Consider the following 15,180-nt stretch of genomic DNA (forward strand, 5'->3'; position numbering starts at 1 on the left):
GGCGCTCTCCCCCTCCCCGGGGCTCCCACCCGTCTATTCGTCACAGTGGCGTAATGATCGGTTCCCGCGTACCACGCGAATGACGCTGGTTGTCCGAATCGTTCGAGGTCACGGCCCGGACCGCGCGCTCATGGGACAATGGCGGTGTGTCTCGCCGTGCGAGTCCGGGTGCAGACCCGGGCGCTGGTACTCAACTCGGGCAACACGAGTTGAGCCTCGATGCATGCCGGACACGAGATCAGCTCGAGAAGCTCGTGCACGCGATACTCGATGTCACGAACGGACTGGATCTCGACGACACCTTGGGCCGCGTGGTCGAGTCGGGCATGCGGCTGACCGGTGCTCGATACGGGGCGCTCGGTATCCGAGAATGTGGACAGACCCGCTTGGCGCAGTTCATCCACCGTGGGATCGACCCGGCGACCGTCACCGCTATCGGTGAACTCCCCCAGGGCCGCGGCGTTCTCGGCCTGGGATTCGAGGAGCAGGCGGTACTGCGCCTCGACGACGTCGAGCGGCATCCGTCCGCGGTGGGGTTCCCGCCCGGTCATCCTCGGATGCGCACCTACCTGGGTGTACCGATCCGGGTGCGCGGAACTGTGTTCGGGAATCTGTACCTGACCGAGAAGCGGGATCGGGCCTGCTTCACCGAGGACGACGAGAACACCGTGCGGGCATTGGCGTCGGCGGCCGGCATCGCGATCGACAACGCGAGGCTTTACGAGCAGTCCGAGTCGAGACGCAGTCGGCTCGAGGCGCTGCGGGACGTCAGCACTGAGTTGCTCGCCGGCGGCGATCCCGCGTATGCGGTGCAGGTGGTGGCCGATCGTGCGCGTGAACTGACCGATGCCGACCAGAGTTTCGTGGCGGTGCCGTCCGATCCGGATCTACCGGCGGACGATGTGGACTACCTCGTGATCACCGTGGCGTCGGGTCCCGAGTCGACGAGGGCCGTCGGCCAACGGATCCCGGTGGGCCGGTCCAGTTCCGGCGCGGCCTTCCGGACCCGGACGCCGAACAGTACCGACCATCTCGAGTACGACGCATTCGGCAGCGCGGTAAGGGATTTCGGTCCCACGTTGATCGTGCCGTTGCGGGCGTCCGACCTTGTCGTCGGCGTTCTGGTGACGCTGCGGCTTCGGGGACGTTCGTCGTTCGATGCGGACCAGTTGGCGCTGATGACGTCGTTCGCGGATCAGGCGGCCCTGGCGATGCGACTGGCCGCCGCGCAACGTGAACAGCAGGAGCTGTCGTTGCTGGCCGATCGTGACCGGATCGCACGGGATCTGCACGACCACGTGATCCAGCGCCTTTTCGCGGCGGGGCTGTCTCTGCACGGCACGCTCAGGTTGATCGACTCCCCCGCGGCGCGTTCACGTCTCGACGCGACCATCGACGAACTGCAGGCCACCGTCGGCGACATCCGGACCGCTATCTTCGACCTCCACGGCGGCGATGCGGCGGCCGAGTCGTTGCCTGCCCGGTTGCGCCGGGCGGTGGCCGATCTGACCACAGAGAGTCGCATCGGTACGGAGGTGCACATCGGCGGAGGCCTCGACGCGGTCGGCCCGGTGTTGGCCGATCATGCCGAAGCCGTGGTCCGGGAGGCGGTGAGCAACGCGGTCCGGCATTCGGGGGCCGACCGGATCTCCGTCGACGTGCGGGGCGGGGACCGACTGTCGGTGGAGGTCGGGGACGACGGCCGTGGTGTCGCCGACCCCCTGGATCCGAGCGGCCTGGTCAATCTCGCCGCGCGGGCGGACGAGGTGAACGGGGAGTTTCGGTTCGATTCGACTGTGGGCGTCGGCACGCGGGTCCGCTGGTCGGCGCCGTTGCCGCGGTGAGCGGGTAACCGTGGCGGCCGAGGGCCAGTAGTGGAAGAGTCCGCTGCACGGGCAGTTCCTCGGCGACGTGGAGGTCGGCATGGACACGGGCACGGATTCCGACGCGGGTGAGGACACGACGGATGACGCCGGCCGGGGTGCGATCGTCGTCGGCGTCGACGAATCCGAGGCGGCGTTCGACGCGTTGCACTGGGCGGCGGGCGTCGCGCGGCGGCGACGGATGCCACTGCACGTCGCACACGTGCTGCCGACTCCCGGGGTCTACCTGAGTGAGGCCGCGGTGCTCATCCAGGCCCAGTTCACCGAGCAGTTGGACGAGGCGGCCCACCGCGTGTTGGCGCGTGCCCGCCAGGAACTCGGCGCCGTTCATCCCGGCGTCGAGTTCACGACCGGGATCTATCCGGGGCCGCCGTCGGCGGCGCTGCTCGACGTCGCGGACGAGGCCGAGCTTCTCGTGCTGGGAGCCACCGGGGCGGGCACGATCGGTGCGGCGCTCGTCGGTTCGACGGGGCAGCGTGTCGCGAACCATGCACGGTGCCCCGTCGTGGTGTGCCGGGGCGGGCGCACCGGCCGTGGGGACGCCCGCCCGGTGGTGGTGGGCGTGGACGGGAGCGAGGCGAGTACCCGCGCGGTCCGCGCCGCGTTCGCGTTCGCTGCCGTGTTCGGGGTTCCGCTCGTGGCGGTGCACGCGTGGGGCCCGGACCGGCCGATAGATCGCTACAGCGCGTTTCGGTTGGTGGACTGGCCGCGGGTGGAGGCCGAGGAACGAGCGGTCCTGTCCGAGTCGCTGGCGGGGTTCGCGACCGACCATCCCGAGGTGGAGGTCGTCAGTCACCTCGAGCGGCGCAGTCCGGGGAAGCTGCTGCTCGAACACTCCGAGCAGGCCCAGTTGGTGGTGGTCGGCAGCCGGGGGCGGAGCCGGCTCACCGGTGTCGTGCTCGGGTCGACGAGCCAGAACCTGCTCCATCACGCGAGTTGTCCGATCATGATCTGCCGGTTCTCACCTCCGTAACACTGCGAGGCACCGCCTCGGTGACATAGGACCCTGCCTTCCTCGCGCCGAACGGAGTCGAATGGAGTGGCGACCGATTGCGCGGTCTCCACGACAGCGAGGAGTGATCATGTCCAGTGTTCCGGCCCGGCGCCGTTCGGTGTTTCCGGACCTGTCCGAACTGTTCGACGCCTTCCCGGTGACAGGGTTCCGACCGCCGTTCGGCGGCAATCTGATTCGTGTCGAGGATCGGGTCGAGAACGACCGCTACATTCTGCGGGCCGAGCTTCCGGGGTTGGACCCGGAGAATGACATCAAGGTCAGTGTCGCCGACGGTCAACTGACGATCGAAGCGGAACGGTCCGAGGAGAAGTCCGAGGGCGGTCGGTCCGAGTTCAGCTACGGATCCTTCAGTCGCACGGTGGCGTTGCCTGCCGGTGCCGACGAGGAGAAGGTGGACGCGAGTTACTCGAAGGGCATCCTCGAGGTGACGGTGGGGCTGACGGCGAAGACGTCGGGTGCCAAGCAGATCCAGGTCAAGCCGGTCGACTGACCCCGGGCGACCGATCGCCGGGGGCGGAGCGGACGACCAGCAGCGGACACGTCACGGTGTGCAGCAGCGCGGTGCTGGTAGATCCGAGTGTCATGCTCGCGAAGCCGCCCCGCCCGCGGTTTCCGACGACGATCAGCCGGGCACCGTTTCCGCGCATCAGGAGATTGCGTACGGGCCGGTCCTGCACGACGATCGGACGGACGGCCACGTCCGGGTACTTTTCCTGCCACCCTGCCAGGCTTTCCGCGAGCACGGCCCGCTCGGCGGCCTCGGTGGTCGGCCACGGGAGACGGCTGGTGCCGGCGGACGGATCGAACGGGGAGCCGATCGACAGGTCGCGGTCTGACCACGCGTGTACCGCCACCAGTTCGGCACCGTGCAGCGAGGCTTCCTCGAACGCGGCGGCGACCGCCGGTTCACTGGCGGCAGTGCCGTCGACCCCGACGAGGACGGGGCCGTCCACCGGGGGCTCACCGGGGTGGGGCCATCCCGGGATCACCGCGACCGGGCAGTGGGCGTGCCGCACGAGCGCCGAGGTGACGGATCCGACGAGCCCGCCGGTGAACTCCCCCAACCCGCGGGTCCCGAGGACGATGGTGCGCGCGGTCCGTGAGTGCTCGAGCAGCGCGTTGACGGGGGTGGACTGCGACAACTCGGTGCGGGTGTCGACGGTGTCGCCGGGGATCTCGGCGGCCGCGAGCGCCACCGCGTCCTCGATGGCCCGCTCACCGGAGATCCGGAGGTCGTCGGTGAACGGCGACGACATACCGATGCCGCCGGGGCTGACACTCGACACGAGGAGCAGGGGCGCACCGTGGGCGTCGGCCTCTTGCGCCGCCCAGCGAACGGCGTCACGCGAGGTGGGCGAGCCGTCGACACCGACGACGATCGGGCCGTTCGGCAGGCCGTTGGTCATGGGGTTCTCCTCGGTGGTGCGGGCCCGGTCTCGCGGTGTGCGAGCGCCCGCACCAGTTCGAGGCGGGTGATCATCCCGATCGGCGTGAACCCGCGGACGACGGGCACCGCGCAGGTGCCGGGTTCGCCGAGGGCGGCTGCGACGTGCTCGATATCGGTGTCGGCGGTCATGGCGAGGACGGGTGTGGCCATTGCATCGGTGACGCTACCTCCGACGGCCTCCCCGATGTCGGACGATTCGAGAAGGTTCCGGATCCGTTCGAGCACATCGGTGGCGGTGACGAGGCCGACGAGGTGCCCGGAGGCGTCGACGACCGGCAGCGAGGTGTCCGGGGTGCCGGCCAGCAGTCGCACCGCCTGCGCGAGCGTGGAGTGCTCCCCGACGGCGACGATCCGGCTGGTCATGATGTCGCCGGCGCGCATCGGTCAGGCCTCCCCGCGGGAGGGCCCGCGGGCGTGTTCGAGCAGGACGCGCTGTTCGGCGGACGCGATCACGTGACGGGTGTGTGCCGCCGAGTCGGCGGTGACCGAGACGGAGGTGATGCCGCGCCGCACGAGATGCTCGGCGAGTCGCGGATCGGTGGAGACGGCCTGTCCGCACAGCGACGTGGTCAGGCGGGCGCGGCGGGCGGTGTCGATGATGCGGTCGATGGCGTCGAGGACGGCCGGGTCCATCGTGTCGAACAGGTCCTTGCAGATCTCGGAGTCCCGGTCGACGCCGAGCATCAGCTGGGTCAGGTCGTTGCTGCCGATGGAGACGCCGTGGATCCCGAGCCGGGCGTACGCGGGAATCCAATACGCGACGGACGGCACCTCGGCCATGATCCAGCGGAGCATGCCGTGGTCGGTGCCGAGCGGATGGGCGTCGAGTTGGGCGAGGCAGCGGGCGAGTTCCCAACGGGTCCGCACGAACGGGATCATCAGGTGCACGTTCGGTAGGTGCCGCCGGACCCGGTGCAGCACGTCGAGGTCGAGTGCGAACAGTTCCGGTTCGCGGACGTACCGGAAGCAGCCGCGGTATCCGATCATCGGGTTGTCCTCGTCGGGTTCGACGTCGCCGCCCTCGAGTTCGGCGAATTCGTTGGAGCGCAGGTCCACCGCCCGGTAGACGACGGGGCGGGGCGCGAAGGCCGCGGCGATGTGTTCGACCCCGGCGGCCATCTCGTCGATGTACTCCTGGCGCCGCCCGTCGGCGATCATCGCCGCGGGGTGGGCGCCGCCGAGCGCCCCGGTGATCATGAACTCGGCGCGCAGCAGCCCCACCCCGTCGACGTCGGTCGCGGCGACGCGCTCGGCGGCGTCGGGTGTGGCGAGGTTGACGTACACGGCAGTGGCCGTCGTTGCCGCGGGGGCCGCGCGCACCGGTTCGGCTGTGCGGCCGGGTTCGGGCTCCGTGGTCGCAGGGCGCGCGCCGGCGTGGACGGTGCCGCGGTCCCCGTCAACGGTGACGAGGGTGCCGTCGGCGATCGTGGTGGTCGCGTCGTGGGTTCCGACGACGACGGGACGGCCGAGTTCGCGGCCGACGATCGCGGCATGACAGGTCACTCCCCCGCCGTCGGTGACGATCGCTGCGGCGCGGCGCAGGACCGGCAACCAGTCGGGGCGGGTCATGGGTGCGACGAGGATGTCGCCGTCGGCGAGGCGGGCCGCGTCGGCGAGTTCGGTGAGGACCCGGGCGGTTCCCGTGGCGGTGCCGGGGCCGGCGCCGAGTCCGTGTGCCAGTGGGGTTGCCCGGTCCGCTGTTCGTGCCGCGGGTGCGGACTGCCCGCTGTCGCCGAGGGTGGTGATCGGGCGGGTCTGCACGAGCCACAGTTGTGGTCCCTCGAACGCGAACTCGAGGTCCTGCGGTTTGCCGTAGTGGGCTTCCACCGACGCGGCCAGCTTCGCGACCTGCACCACCTGGGTGTCGGCGAGCACCTGGCCGGTGGCGTCATCGGTCGAGAGTTCGACGCGGCGGTCGCCGGTGTCGGAGGGTTCGATCGCGAAGGCTTGGGTGCCGAGGTGTCGGTCGAGGACGGTGAAGCCGTCCTTCGCGACCACGTAGGTGTCGGGTTCGACCTGTCCGCCGACGATCACCTCGCCGAGGCCGAGGGCCGACTCGATGACGATCCGGTCCCGCGCGCCGGTGCGGGGGTCTGCGGTGAACGCGACGCCGGAGCGATCGGAGCGGACCATGCGCTGCACCACGACCGCGATCGACGGCTCGTCGTCGTACTTGCGCAGAATCCGATAGGTCAGTGCCCGTGGGGACCACAGCGACGCCCAGCACTTGCGGAGCGCGTCGATCAGGGCGTCGACGCCGACGACGTCGGTGTAGCTCTCGTGGATTCCGGCGAACGAGGTGTCGGCGGCGTCCTCGGCGGGCGCGGAGGAGCGCACCGCGACCGACACGTCGTCGCCGAGGTCCCGGTACGCCCGCTGGATCTGGTCCTGCATGTTCTCCGGGAGAACGACGTCCCGGACGAGGCGCTGCAGTTCCTCGGCGGCGCGGGTGATCCGGGCGTCGTCGGCGGTGCGGGATGCGACGCCGCGCGCGGCGAGGTCGGCGCGGATACCGGCCGCGTCCATCGCCGCGAGGTACGCGTACTCGGGAACCGCGAAGCCCGGCGGCACCGGGAAGTGGTTGCGGGTGAGTTCGCCGAGGTTGGCGGCCTTGCCGCCGACCGACGGTGCGTCCGCGAGACCGAGTCGGTCGATGGACGCGGTCCAGCGCTGTTGTGTCCGGGCAGGCTGAGCGGTCATGGTCCGAGCTCCTCGGTCGGGACGCGGTGGTCGGTCACCGTCTGCTCTTCAGCAAACACCCGGCCGGGTGCGCTCGACAGGGCCCAAGGTCATCGGACGTTCCTGGCCCCGCGCGGTCGGTGCGTGGTCGGTGCGGAAAGGGCCCTTGGGCCCTTCCCCGGTCCGTGGCGCCGCGACGAGACTCGGTTGATGATGGCAGCCGGTGTGGCACTCCAGTCCATTCGAGAGGCAGTCGAGACGGCCTGCCGGGCGCCGTCGTTGCACAACAGTCAGCCGTGGCGGTGGACCATGTCCGGCGGCCGACTCCAGTTGCACGCCGACGGCTCCCGTTCGGTTCCTGTCGCCGATCCGATCGGCCGGCAGATGGTGATCAGTTGCGGTGCCGTGCTGCACCATTTCGCGGTCGTGATCTCCCGGTACGGGTGGGGCGCGGCGGTCGAGCGACTCCCCGACTCGCGGAACCCGATGCACCTGGCGACGGTGGCGTTCGAGCCCTTGCCCCGGTCGCGGGCCGCGGACACCGAGAACCGGTCGGATGCGTTGCGCACCGCGATCGCCCACCGGCGCACCGATCGCCGTCCGTTCGCCGCCCCGCGTCCCGCGGATCTCGTCGGCGTGGACGAGGATCTGGTCCCCCGGTTCGGGGCGTCCTTGACGATGCTCGGCGAGGACGGCCCGTCTCGGATGGCGGAGGCGGCGCGGAACAGCGCCTCGATCCGCCACTACGATCCGGCCTACCACGCCGAACTGTATTGGTGGGCGGGCCATCGGCTGCCCGACCAGGGTATTCCCGGCGCGGCGCTGCCGGCCGAGGGCGCCGTCCCGGTCGGTCGCGAATTCCCGGTGGGTACGCTCGCGTCCCCGGAATCGGGCCCGGACCGGGCCGCGCTGGCCGTGATCAGCACCGAGGCCGACACCCGACTGGACTGGCTGCGCAGCGGTGAGGCGCTGTCGCACGTCCTGCTCACGGCCACGTCGCGAGGCCTGGCCACGTGCCCCCTGACGCATCTCACCGAGGTGTCGGCGAGCCGGGCGCTGGTCGGTGATGCGGGCGCCGACGCGGGTGAGCGATTCCCGTTCCCTCAGATCGTGGTTCGTATCGGCGCCCGGCCCGGTGGTGATGCGCCGCCGATGACGGGTCGCCGTCCGGTCGACGAGGTGTGGCGGGCGTGAGGATCGAGAGGGTACGCGGCGGTCAGGAGTGGGTCTGTCGATCGATCTCGACTGCGATGTCGTCGGCCCATGCCTCGACTGCGCTCCATTCCCGGTAGTCGCCGTAGTGGCCGCCCATGGCGCGGAAGACCATTCGCCCGGCCCGACCGGTGTCGGCCGCGTCCGTGGCGCAGAAGCGGCCGCTGAAGCGGTGGTGCCCGCGGAGGTGGGTCCGGGCCCGTAGCTGCTGGACCGCGGTCGGCTCGCGGGTGCGCAGCATCCGTCGGAGCAGCGCCGTGACGGGGCGGGCGAGCGCGCTTCCCTCGTCGCCTACCATCCCGACCGAGAACGCCCAGACGGGGAGTTCCTCGGCGCCCGCGGCGAGATGGTCCACGAACCGCGCCGCCGTCGGTAGCCATTCGCTCTCGTGTACCGCACTGCCGATGACCAGGGTGCTCGGTCGCGTGCCGGCAGGTATCTCGGCGCAGTCGCGGACCTCTACGTCCAGGCCGCGGTGGGTCAGCCGCCGGCCGAGGCTGCGGGCGATCCCCGCGGTCGACCCGTGAGCCGACGCGTATGCGATCAGGGTCGGCATTGTCCGCCGTCCTCGTCTGCCGGAAGGCGGTCGAGGTCGGGGTGGGGGTGGGGGTCCGGGCCGCTCGGCCCGCTGACGACGCACGGTCGGCGCCGTTCGAACGCCCGCGCGATCGCATCGCCGACATCCACGGCGGAACCGGCCATCAGGTAGATCTGCGCGTCGAGCCTGCCCACAGCGTTCCCTCCGGTCGGTGGCCGGTCATGTTCGAACGATCATCAGCGGGCATGTCGCCGTGTGCAGGAGCGTCGTGCTGGTGGAACCGAGCAGCATGCCCGCGAAGCCGCCGCGCCCGTGGCTGCCGACCACGAGCAGTTCCATGTCCGCGGACTGCTCACGCAGCTCGTCCGCCGCCTGCCCCCGCACCACCATCGGTGACACGGCGGTCTCGGGGTAGCGCTCCTGCGAGCCGGCGAGGCTCTCGGACAGGACCGCCCGCTCGGCGACCTCCACCTGGTCCCACGGCAGGTCGAGTTGGTCGTCGAATGCCGTGGACAGCGCGAACGGCGACCAGGTGTGGATCGCGACGATGTCGGTGCCGCGCAGCGCCGCCTCCTCGAACGCCACGACCAGGGCCGATCGGCTGTTCTCGGAGCCGTCGATACCCACGACGACGGCGCCGGTTCCCGAAGTCTGACCTGCCTGTCCCCGGATCACGACAACCGGGCAGTGCGCGTGGGTGGCGAGGGCGGTGGTCACCGAACCGGCGAGCACCGCGGTGAGTCGGGTGAGCCCGCGGCTGCCGAGGACCATCATCCGTGCCGACTTCGAGACCTCGATCAGGACCGGCCGCGCCGAGCCCTCGAGAACCTCGGTCGTGACTTCGGTGGCGTCCGGGTCGGTCAGTGCGGTGCGGGCGATCGCGGTGGCCTCCGTGAGGTGCGCGTGTACGGCGCGGTCGCGGTCCGTGAAGTAGCTCGGCGGCAAGCGGATTCCGTCGCCGTACGGGGTGGGCGCACCCAGCGCGGTCACGATGTGCAATCTGCGACGGTGGTACCGGGCCTCCCGCGCCGCCCAGCTCACCGCGGCATACGACGTCGCGGATCCGTCGACTCCCACGACGATCGGCGATTCGGACTGGGCACCGTCCACGGTCGCTCCTCCAAACACGTTCGCGTCCCCCCATCGTTTCGGTGTCCGTCGCACGCGGGTAGGGCCGGAAGTCCCGGTGTCCGCGACCCGGTCCTGGCTGGGCCGAGTCCGCAGGTCGTGGGAGTCCGCAGGTCGTAGGATCGGATCGAATGCACCTGGAGGTGCTCGGATGTTGACCGTCTTTCTGGTGGACGACCACGAGGTCGTGCGGCGTGGCCTGGCCGAACTCATCGACGCGGACTCCGAGATGGAGGTGATCGGGCAGGCGGAGAACCGCTCGCAGGCGCTGGCGCGGATTCCGGCGCTGCGGCCGGACGTCGTACTCCTCGACGTCCGGTTGCCCGACGGCAGCGGTATCGATGTGTGTCGCCAACTCCGCACGCGTCTGCCGGAGCTCCGCTGCTTGGTGGTCACCTCGTTCCGGGACGAGCGCGCGATGCGGGAGGCCACCGCTGCCGGCGCGAAAGGCTATGTGGTCAAGGATATTCGGGGAATGCAGCTGGTGGAGGCCGTGCGGGAGGTCGGGGCTGGGCACACGCTGCACGACACTCGGGTCGTCCAGCAGGCGCGCCCGAGCCGACCCGGGCGCGGCCTGCCCGACGATCTCACGGCACAGGAGCGGCGGCTGCTTGTGTTGCTCGGTGAGGGGTTGACCAATCGGCAGATCGCGGCGCGCATGTTCCTGGCCGAGAAGACGGTGAAGAACTACGTCTCGCGGCTACTGGCGAAACTCGGGGTGCAGCGCCGCACCCAGGCGGCGGTGCTGGCCGCGAAACTGCAGGTGTCGAACGAGGTCGACTGACCCGGTCGTGCTACGTCCCTGCCTCGGGCTGCCGAGGCCCGTCTGCCGTGCGTCGGTCCATAACCCACCGCCGCCGGACGGCATCCGCATGTTCCTGTTCCTCGAGTTCCAGTCGCAGCCTCCTCAGTTCGTCCTCGAGGGCGGGAATCCAGCGCTGCGAGAGCGCGCGCATCCGCCGCGCGGTCGTCCGTTCCTCGGCGCGCACCGTGCGCACGGCCGCCAGGGCCGCCGCGTGCCGGACGGCCGCCTCGAGTGCCGCGCGGTGGCTGCGACGTGCGTCGAACACCGCGGGTCCGTCCAGCGGGTCGTCCCGCAGCGGCTCTGCCGGTGTCGTCACCGTGGCAGAGGCCGGGTACCGCACCCCCATCGATCGCGCCCATTCGATGTCGACCTGCGCCGTCTCGCCGGTACCCAGCCGGATCGCCCGCTCGCCACCGAGCAGGAGGACCCGGACGAGCCACGCGTCGGCCTCCCGGCAGGTGTCCTGCCATGCGGTGGCGGTGTCGGCCGCCACCCGCTCGAGTCGCTCCCCCTCGGCGAGCAGGACCTGCCGCTTGCGGTCGAGCAGGTCCACTCCCCGCCGGGCCACCTCCAATCGGCGCTCGAGCCACAGTCGCCCCGTCCGTCCGGGAGGCACGTGCCCCATCCGCGTCATGACGGGCTACCCTCCGCCGGCCGGTAGTGCGCGTCGAGCAGGCTCTGCGGGAGCATCGTCAACTCCGAACGCGGGAGCGTCGACAGCGCTGCCCACGCCCGGTTCAGCGTGTCGTCCAGGGATCGGGTTTCGTCGGCTCCCTGATCGAGCAGGTGCCGTTGGACGGTCCGGGTGAATCCCAGGTATGCGCGATCGACGGTGCCCAGTGCGTCCTCGCCCATCAGTTCCGCCAGCTCGCCCACCTGGCGCGCCTTCGACATCGACGCCAGCACCTGGGCCGCCAGATCGAGGTGGTCGGCGCGGGTGCGGCCGGGACCGGCGCCCCGGCGCATCAGGCGCGACAACGACGCGAGCACGTCGACCGGCGGATAGATCCCGTCCTTCTGCTGTTGCGGCGACAACACGATCTGCCCCTCCGTGATGTAGCCGGTCAGATCTGGCACGGGATGGGTGATGTCGCCCGAGGGCATCGTGAGTACCGGCACGACGGTCACCGAGCCCGGTCGGCCCCGGATGCGCCCGCAGCGCTCGTACAACGAGGCCAGATCGCTGTACAGATAGCCCGGATAGGCCCGCCGGCCCGGGATCTCGCCGCGCGCGGCCGACACCTCCCGCACCGCCTCCGCGTACGACGTCATGTCGGCCATGACGACGAGGACGTGGCGACCGTCGTCGAACGCGAGGTGCTCGGCGATCGTCAGGGCCAGTCGGGGCGTGAGGACCCGCTCGACCGCGGGCTCGTCGGCAGTGTTCAGGACCAGTACGAGATCTCCTGCGGCGGACCGCTGTTCGAGTCGGTTGCGCACCGCGTCGGCGTCGGCGTGGGTCAGTCCCATGCCCGCGAATACGACGGCGAACGGTTCGCCGGCGACATTGGCCTGCGCGGCCACCTGCGTGGCTAGCTCCAGGTGCGGGAGCCCGCCGACGGAGAACACCGGCAGCTTCTGCCCGCGCACCACGGTGGTCAGCGCGTCGATCGCGGAGACGCCGGTGAGGACCGCGTCGGCGGGTGGATCGCGGTGCGTCGGGTTGAGCGGGAAGCCGGACACGGGGGCCCGCCGGGTGGCGAGGACCGGCGGTCCCCCGTCGACCGGTTCGCCGCGGCCGTTGCAGACCCGCCCCAGCCAGCCCGAACCCACCGGGACGTGCAGTGCCTCGCCGGCGAAGGAGACGAACGTGTTCTCGGGGCGCATGCCGTCCGTGCGTTCGAGCACCTGTAACACGGCCAGGTCGCGGTCGACCTCGAGCACCTGGCCGTGCCGGATTTCTCCGGACCCGAGCCGGATCAGCGCCGATTCGTCCCAACCCACACCCGTGACCCCGCGCACCACCAGCAGGGGGCCGCGCAGCCTGCTCACCTGCGAGTACTCGACGTGTGGCGCCCCGCTCACGACAACTCCTCGAGCCGGGCGAGCATGTCGTCGCGGATACGCTCCACCCGGTCGAGATCGTCGGGTCCGGCCTCCTCCCGTGCCTGCACCAGTGGGCCGAAATCCACGGCCTCCAGCGCATCGGCCTCCACTCCGGCGTCGACGAGGGACGTGCACCGGTCGATGACCGCCAGGACTGCGTCCGCGAGTGCGGCGCCCTTCGCGGCGGAGCAGAAGCCGTCGTTGTCGCTGAGTGCGCTCTGTTGCAGGACGCCTTCCCGCAGCAGTCGGCCGCCGAGCATGACGACGCGTTCGGCGGCGGGCATCGAGTGACGGCCGACGAGTTCGGCGAGTGCGTCCAGGCGGTCGGCGTCCGCGAGCAGGCTACTGATCCGGGCGCGCCGACGGGTCCACCCCGGATCCCCGTCGCGGGCACGTCGGGCGGCGATCGCCACGGTGTCGGTGGAGAACGACCCCGACCAGGCGACCGCCGGATAGTGCCGCGCGTACGCCAGGTCCCGGTCGAGGCTCCACACCGCGCGTACGAAACGCAGGGTCTGGGCGGTCACCGGCTCGCTCATGTCGCCCCCGGACGGGGAGACCGCGCCGACGATGGTGACCGAGCCGCGTCGGCCGCCGAGCGTGACAACCTGGCCGGAACGCTCGTAGAACGCGGCGAGCGCCGACGCGAGATCGGCGGGATAGCCCTCCTCGGCCGGGAGTTCGCCCGACCGCGAGGCGAACTCGCGCAGCGCCTCCGCCCACCGCGACGTGGAGTCGGCGATGACGACGACGTGGTGTCCGAGATCCCGAAAGTACTCGGCGACCGTCACGCCGCTGTAGATGCTCGACTCGCGGGCCATCAACGCCATGTTGGAGGTGTTCGCGATGACGACGGTCCGGGCCGCGAGCGGGTGTCCGGTGCGGGGATCGGTGAGCGAGGCCAGATCCTGCACGACGTCGGCCATCTCGTTGCCGCGTTCGCCGCAGCCCACGTACACGATGACGTCGGCGTCGCACCATTTCGCGATCTGCTGCAGCAGCATGGTCTTCCCGGTGCCGAAACCGCCGGGAACCGCCGCCGTACTGCCCCGCGCGATCGGGAACAGCATGTCGAGGACCCGTTGCCCGGTGTGCAGGACCTCGACGTCGTCGATGCGGGTTCGGGAGGGGCGCGGTCGTCGGACCGGCCACCGCTCCGACAGCGGCACCGCGGTGCCGGAAACCGACGCGATCACCGCCTCTGCACGGTAGCGGCCCGGGGCCGCGACGGAGTCGACGATCCCGTCCAGGGTGGGCGGCACCAGGATCGGCACGGTGAGCGGACCGCCGGTGGTCACCACACCGAGTTCGTCTCCCGACTGCGCATGTACGCCGACCCGCGTGGTCGGGGTGAACTCCCAGCAGTGCTCGTCGGCGCTGTCACCGGACGCGCCCGGTGACAGCCACGTCCCCGCGTCCGAGAGTGGCCGCAACAGCCCGTCGAAGACCCCGCCGAGCAGCCCGGGGCCCAGCCGCGCCGACAGCGGGGCCCCCGAGGACTCGGCCGGCGCGCCGGGCGCGAGTCCGGCGGTGTCCTCGTACGCCTGTACGGTGACCAGTCCGTCGTCGATCGCGACGACCTCGCCGGGGAGTCGGCGCGCGCCGAGCGCGACGATGTCGAAGATGGCGACTGCCGGCAGCTGCTCCACTTCGACGAGCGAGCCCGAGACTCGGACCACCCGGGCCGTCACGGCGCCCACACCCCGGAGACGGCGTCGCCGAGTGCTGTCAATTGCTGCTCGGCCAGGTCCGGGAGTGAATACACGACCCGACGGCCGGGCGCGGTGCCGACGACGCCGCCCTCCGGGTGGTCCTGAATATCGGCACCGGCTCCGAGCACGGCGCGGGCCTGTCGCGCCAACTGCGCGCGCAGCGCAGGGTACCCGGGGTCCCGCCGGAGCTCGGTGGCGGCGGCCCGGACCCTTGCCCGCAGTTCGTCGTACACCTCCCGTTGGGCGGCGAGCACGACGGCGCGGGCGTCCCGACGGGCCCGGGAGCGTTCCGCGGCCACGAGAAGGTCACCGTCGGTCTCCCCGTCCGCCCGCGCCTGCGCAAGCAGCGCCTCGGCCGCCCGATCGGCCTCCGCCACGGTCGCCGCGGCCTTCGCCGCTGCCGCCGCCCGGATCCGCTCGGCGTCACGCCGCGCCTGTGCCGCCAGTGCCCTGCGCACGGGGGCGAGGGCATCGGTCGCGGCGGTCTGCACCGTGGTCACGGCATCACCACAGCCAGGGGGCGCTCGCCGCGCAGGAGGTCCGGCGCCAGCGCCCGCGCGGCGGCCGCGGTGACCACCACCACCGCCACATCGTCGGGTATGGACTCCCATGCGGCGCGGACCGCGGCGTCGTCGGGGGCAGCGAGCACGAGCGCACCGGCGAGCGCGTAGCCCTGCACCGCCGGTGCGGCACCCAGGACCGCGACCCGGGCCAC

At 71.2% G+C, this 15,180-nt stretch carries 16 protein-coding genes; 5 read left to right on the forward strand and 11 right to left on the reverse strand.

Annotated features, from left to right (window positions below; genetic code table 11):
• Positions 1 to 209 precede the first annotated feature (209 nt).
• From J2X34_RS04830 to J2X34_RS04840, 3 genes are all read left to right on the forward strand, one after another.
• The gene (locus J2X34_RS04830; RefSeq protein WP_429516258.1) at positions 210 to 1,844 is read left to right on the forward strand and encodes a sensor histidine kinase; all 1,635 of its coding nucleotides are present in this window, start codon (positions 210 to 212) and stop codon (positions 1,842 to 1,844) included.
• A gap of 79 nt (positions 1,845 to 1,923) precedes the next feature.
• Entirely contained in the window at positions 1,924 to 2,856 is a 933-nt protein-coding gene (locus J2X34_RS04835; protein WP_429516259.1) for a universal stress protein, read from the forward strand.
• A gap of 109 nt (positions 2,857 to 2,965) precedes the next feature.
• Complete coding sequence (locus tag J2X34_RS04840) at positions 2,966 to 3,388, forward strand: Hsp20/alpha crystallin family protein (protein WP_114722467.1); 423 nt, start codon at positions 2,966 to 2,968, stop codon at positions 3,386 to 3,388.
• On the opposite strand, the gene J2X34_RS04845 is transcribed toward J2X34_RS04840, so the two are convergent.
• The 3 genes from J2X34_RS04845 to ppsA are packed head-to-tail and all read right to left on the reverse strand — an operon-like array spanning position 3,372 to position 7,045.
• On the reverse strand, positions 3,372 to 4,304 hold the full coding sequence (locus J2X34_RS04845; RefSeq protein WP_429516260.1) for a universal stress protein: 933 nt from the start codon (positions 4,302 to 4,304) through the stop codon (positions 3,372 to 3,374). The genes J2X34_RS04840 and J2X34_RS04845 overlap by 17 nt on opposite strands.
• Entirely contained in the window at positions 4,301 to 4,726 is a 426-nt protein-coding gene (locus J2X34_RS04850) for a CBS domain-containing protein (RefSeq protein ID WP_429516261.1), read from the reverse strand. Before J2X34_RS04850 ends, J2X34_RS04845 begins: the two co-directional genes overlap by 4 nt.
• 3 nt (positions 4,727 to 4,729) lie before the next feature.
• Positions 4,730 to 7,045 (reverse strand): phosphoenolpyruvate synthase, encoded by a 2,316-nt coding sequence (ppsA, locus tag J2X34_RS04855; RefSeq protein ID WP_429516262.1) that lies wholly within the window; start codon positions 7,043 to 7,045, stop codon positions 4,730 to 4,732.
• Positions 7,046 to 7,234: 189 nt separating this feature from the next.
• Between ppsA and J2X34_RS04860 the strand changes: the two genes are divergently transcribed.
• Positions 7,235 to 8,218 (forward strand): Acg family FMN-binding oxidoreductase, encoded by a 984-nt coding sequence (locus J2X34_RS04860; protein ID WP_429516263.1) that lies wholly within the window; start codon positions 7,235 to 7,237, stop codon positions 8,216 to 8,218.
• Positions 8,219 to 8,240: 22 nt separating this feature from the next.
• On the opposite strand, the gene J2X34_RS04865 is transcribed toward J2X34_RS04860, so the two are convergent.
• The 3 genes from J2X34_RS04865 to J2X34_RS04875 are packed head-to-tail and all read right to left on the reverse strand — an operon-like array spanning position 8,241 to position 9,884.
• The gene (locus tag J2X34_RS04865) at positions 8,241 to 8,792 is read right to left on the reverse strand and encodes a flavodoxin domain-containing protein (protein WP_114722394.1); all 552 of its coding nucleotides are present in this window, start codon (positions 8,790 to 8,792) and stop codon (positions 8,241 to 8,243) included.
• Positions 8,780 to 8,968 (reverse strand): hypothetical protein, encoded by a 189-nt coding sequence (locus J2X34_RS04870; RefSeq protein ID WP_429516264.1) that lies wholly within the window; start codon positions 8,966 to 8,968, stop codon positions 8,780 to 8,782. The genes J2X34_RS04865 and J2X34_RS04870 overlap by 13 nt, the downstream gene beginning before the upstream one ends.
• Before the next feature lie 25 nt (positions 8,969 to 8,993).
• Positions 8,994 to 9,884, reverse strand: a complete 891-nt coding sequence (locus tag J2X34_RS04875) for a universal stress protein (RefSeq protein ID WP_220181926.1) — start codon at positions 9,882 to 9,884, stop codon at positions 8,994 to 8,996.
• 169 nt (positions 9,885 to 10,053) lie between these two features.
• Between J2X34_RS04875 and J2X34_RS04880 the strand changes: the two genes are divergently transcribed.
• Positions 10,054 to 10,686 (forward strand): response regulator, encoded by a 633-nt coding sequence (locus J2X34_RS04880; RefSeq protein ID WP_429516265.1) that lies wholly within the window; start codon positions 10,054 to 10,056, stop codon positions 10,684 to 10,686.
• Between the two features lie 10 nt (positions 10,687 to 10,696).
• Here J2X34_RS04880 and J2X34_RS04885 read toward each other — a convergent pair whose 3' ends face one another.
• Genes J2X34_RS04885 through J2X34_RS04905 form a run of 5 tightly spaced genes read right to left on the reverse strand, consistent with a single transcriptional unit; the run spans position 10,697 to position 15,180 of the window.
• A complete protein-coding gene (locus tag J2X34_RS04885) occupies positions 10,697 to 11,341 on the reverse strand; it encodes a V-type ATP synthase subunit D (RefSeq protein WP_429516266.1) in 645 nt (214 codons plus the stop codon).
• Positions 11,338 to 12,732 (reverse strand): V-type ATP synthase subunit B, encoded by a 1,395-nt coding sequence (locus tag J2X34_RS04890; protein WP_114722389.1) that lies wholly within the window; start codon positions 12,730 to 12,732, stop codon positions 11,338 to 11,340. The genes J2X34_RS04885 and J2X34_RS04890 overlap by 4 nt, the downstream gene beginning before the upstream one ends.
• Positions 12,729 to 14,444: a V-type ATP synthase subunit A gene (locus J2X34_RS04895; RefSeq protein WP_429516267.1), complete on the reverse strand. Its 1,716-nt coding sequence runs from the start codon at positions 14,442 to 14,444 to the stop codon at positions 12,729 to 12,731. The genes J2X34_RS04890 and J2X34_RS04895 overlap by 4 nt, the downstream gene beginning before the upstream one ends.
• Positions 14,441 to 14,965: a V-type ATP synthase subunit E family protein gene (locus tag J2X34_RS04900; RefSeq protein ID WP_181818810.1), complete on the reverse strand. Its 525-nt coding sequence runs from the start codon at positions 14,963 to 14,965 to the stop codon at positions 14,441 to 14,443. The genes J2X34_RS04895 and J2X34_RS04900 overlap by 4 nt, the downstream gene beginning before the upstream one ends.
• Positions 14,962 to 15,180, reverse strand: coding sequence for a hypothetical protein (locus J2X34_RS04905; protein ID WP_114722386.1), 219 nt, complete (start codon positions 15,178 to 15,180; stop codon positions 14,962 to 14,964). The genes J2X34_RS04900 and J2X34_RS04905 overlap by 4 nt, the downstream gene beginning before the upstream one ends.

This window comes from Rhodococcus sp. BE178 (assembly GCF_050433545.1).
Lineage (GTDB): Bacteria > Actinomycetota > Actinomycetes > Mycobacteriales > Mycobacteriaceae > Prescottella.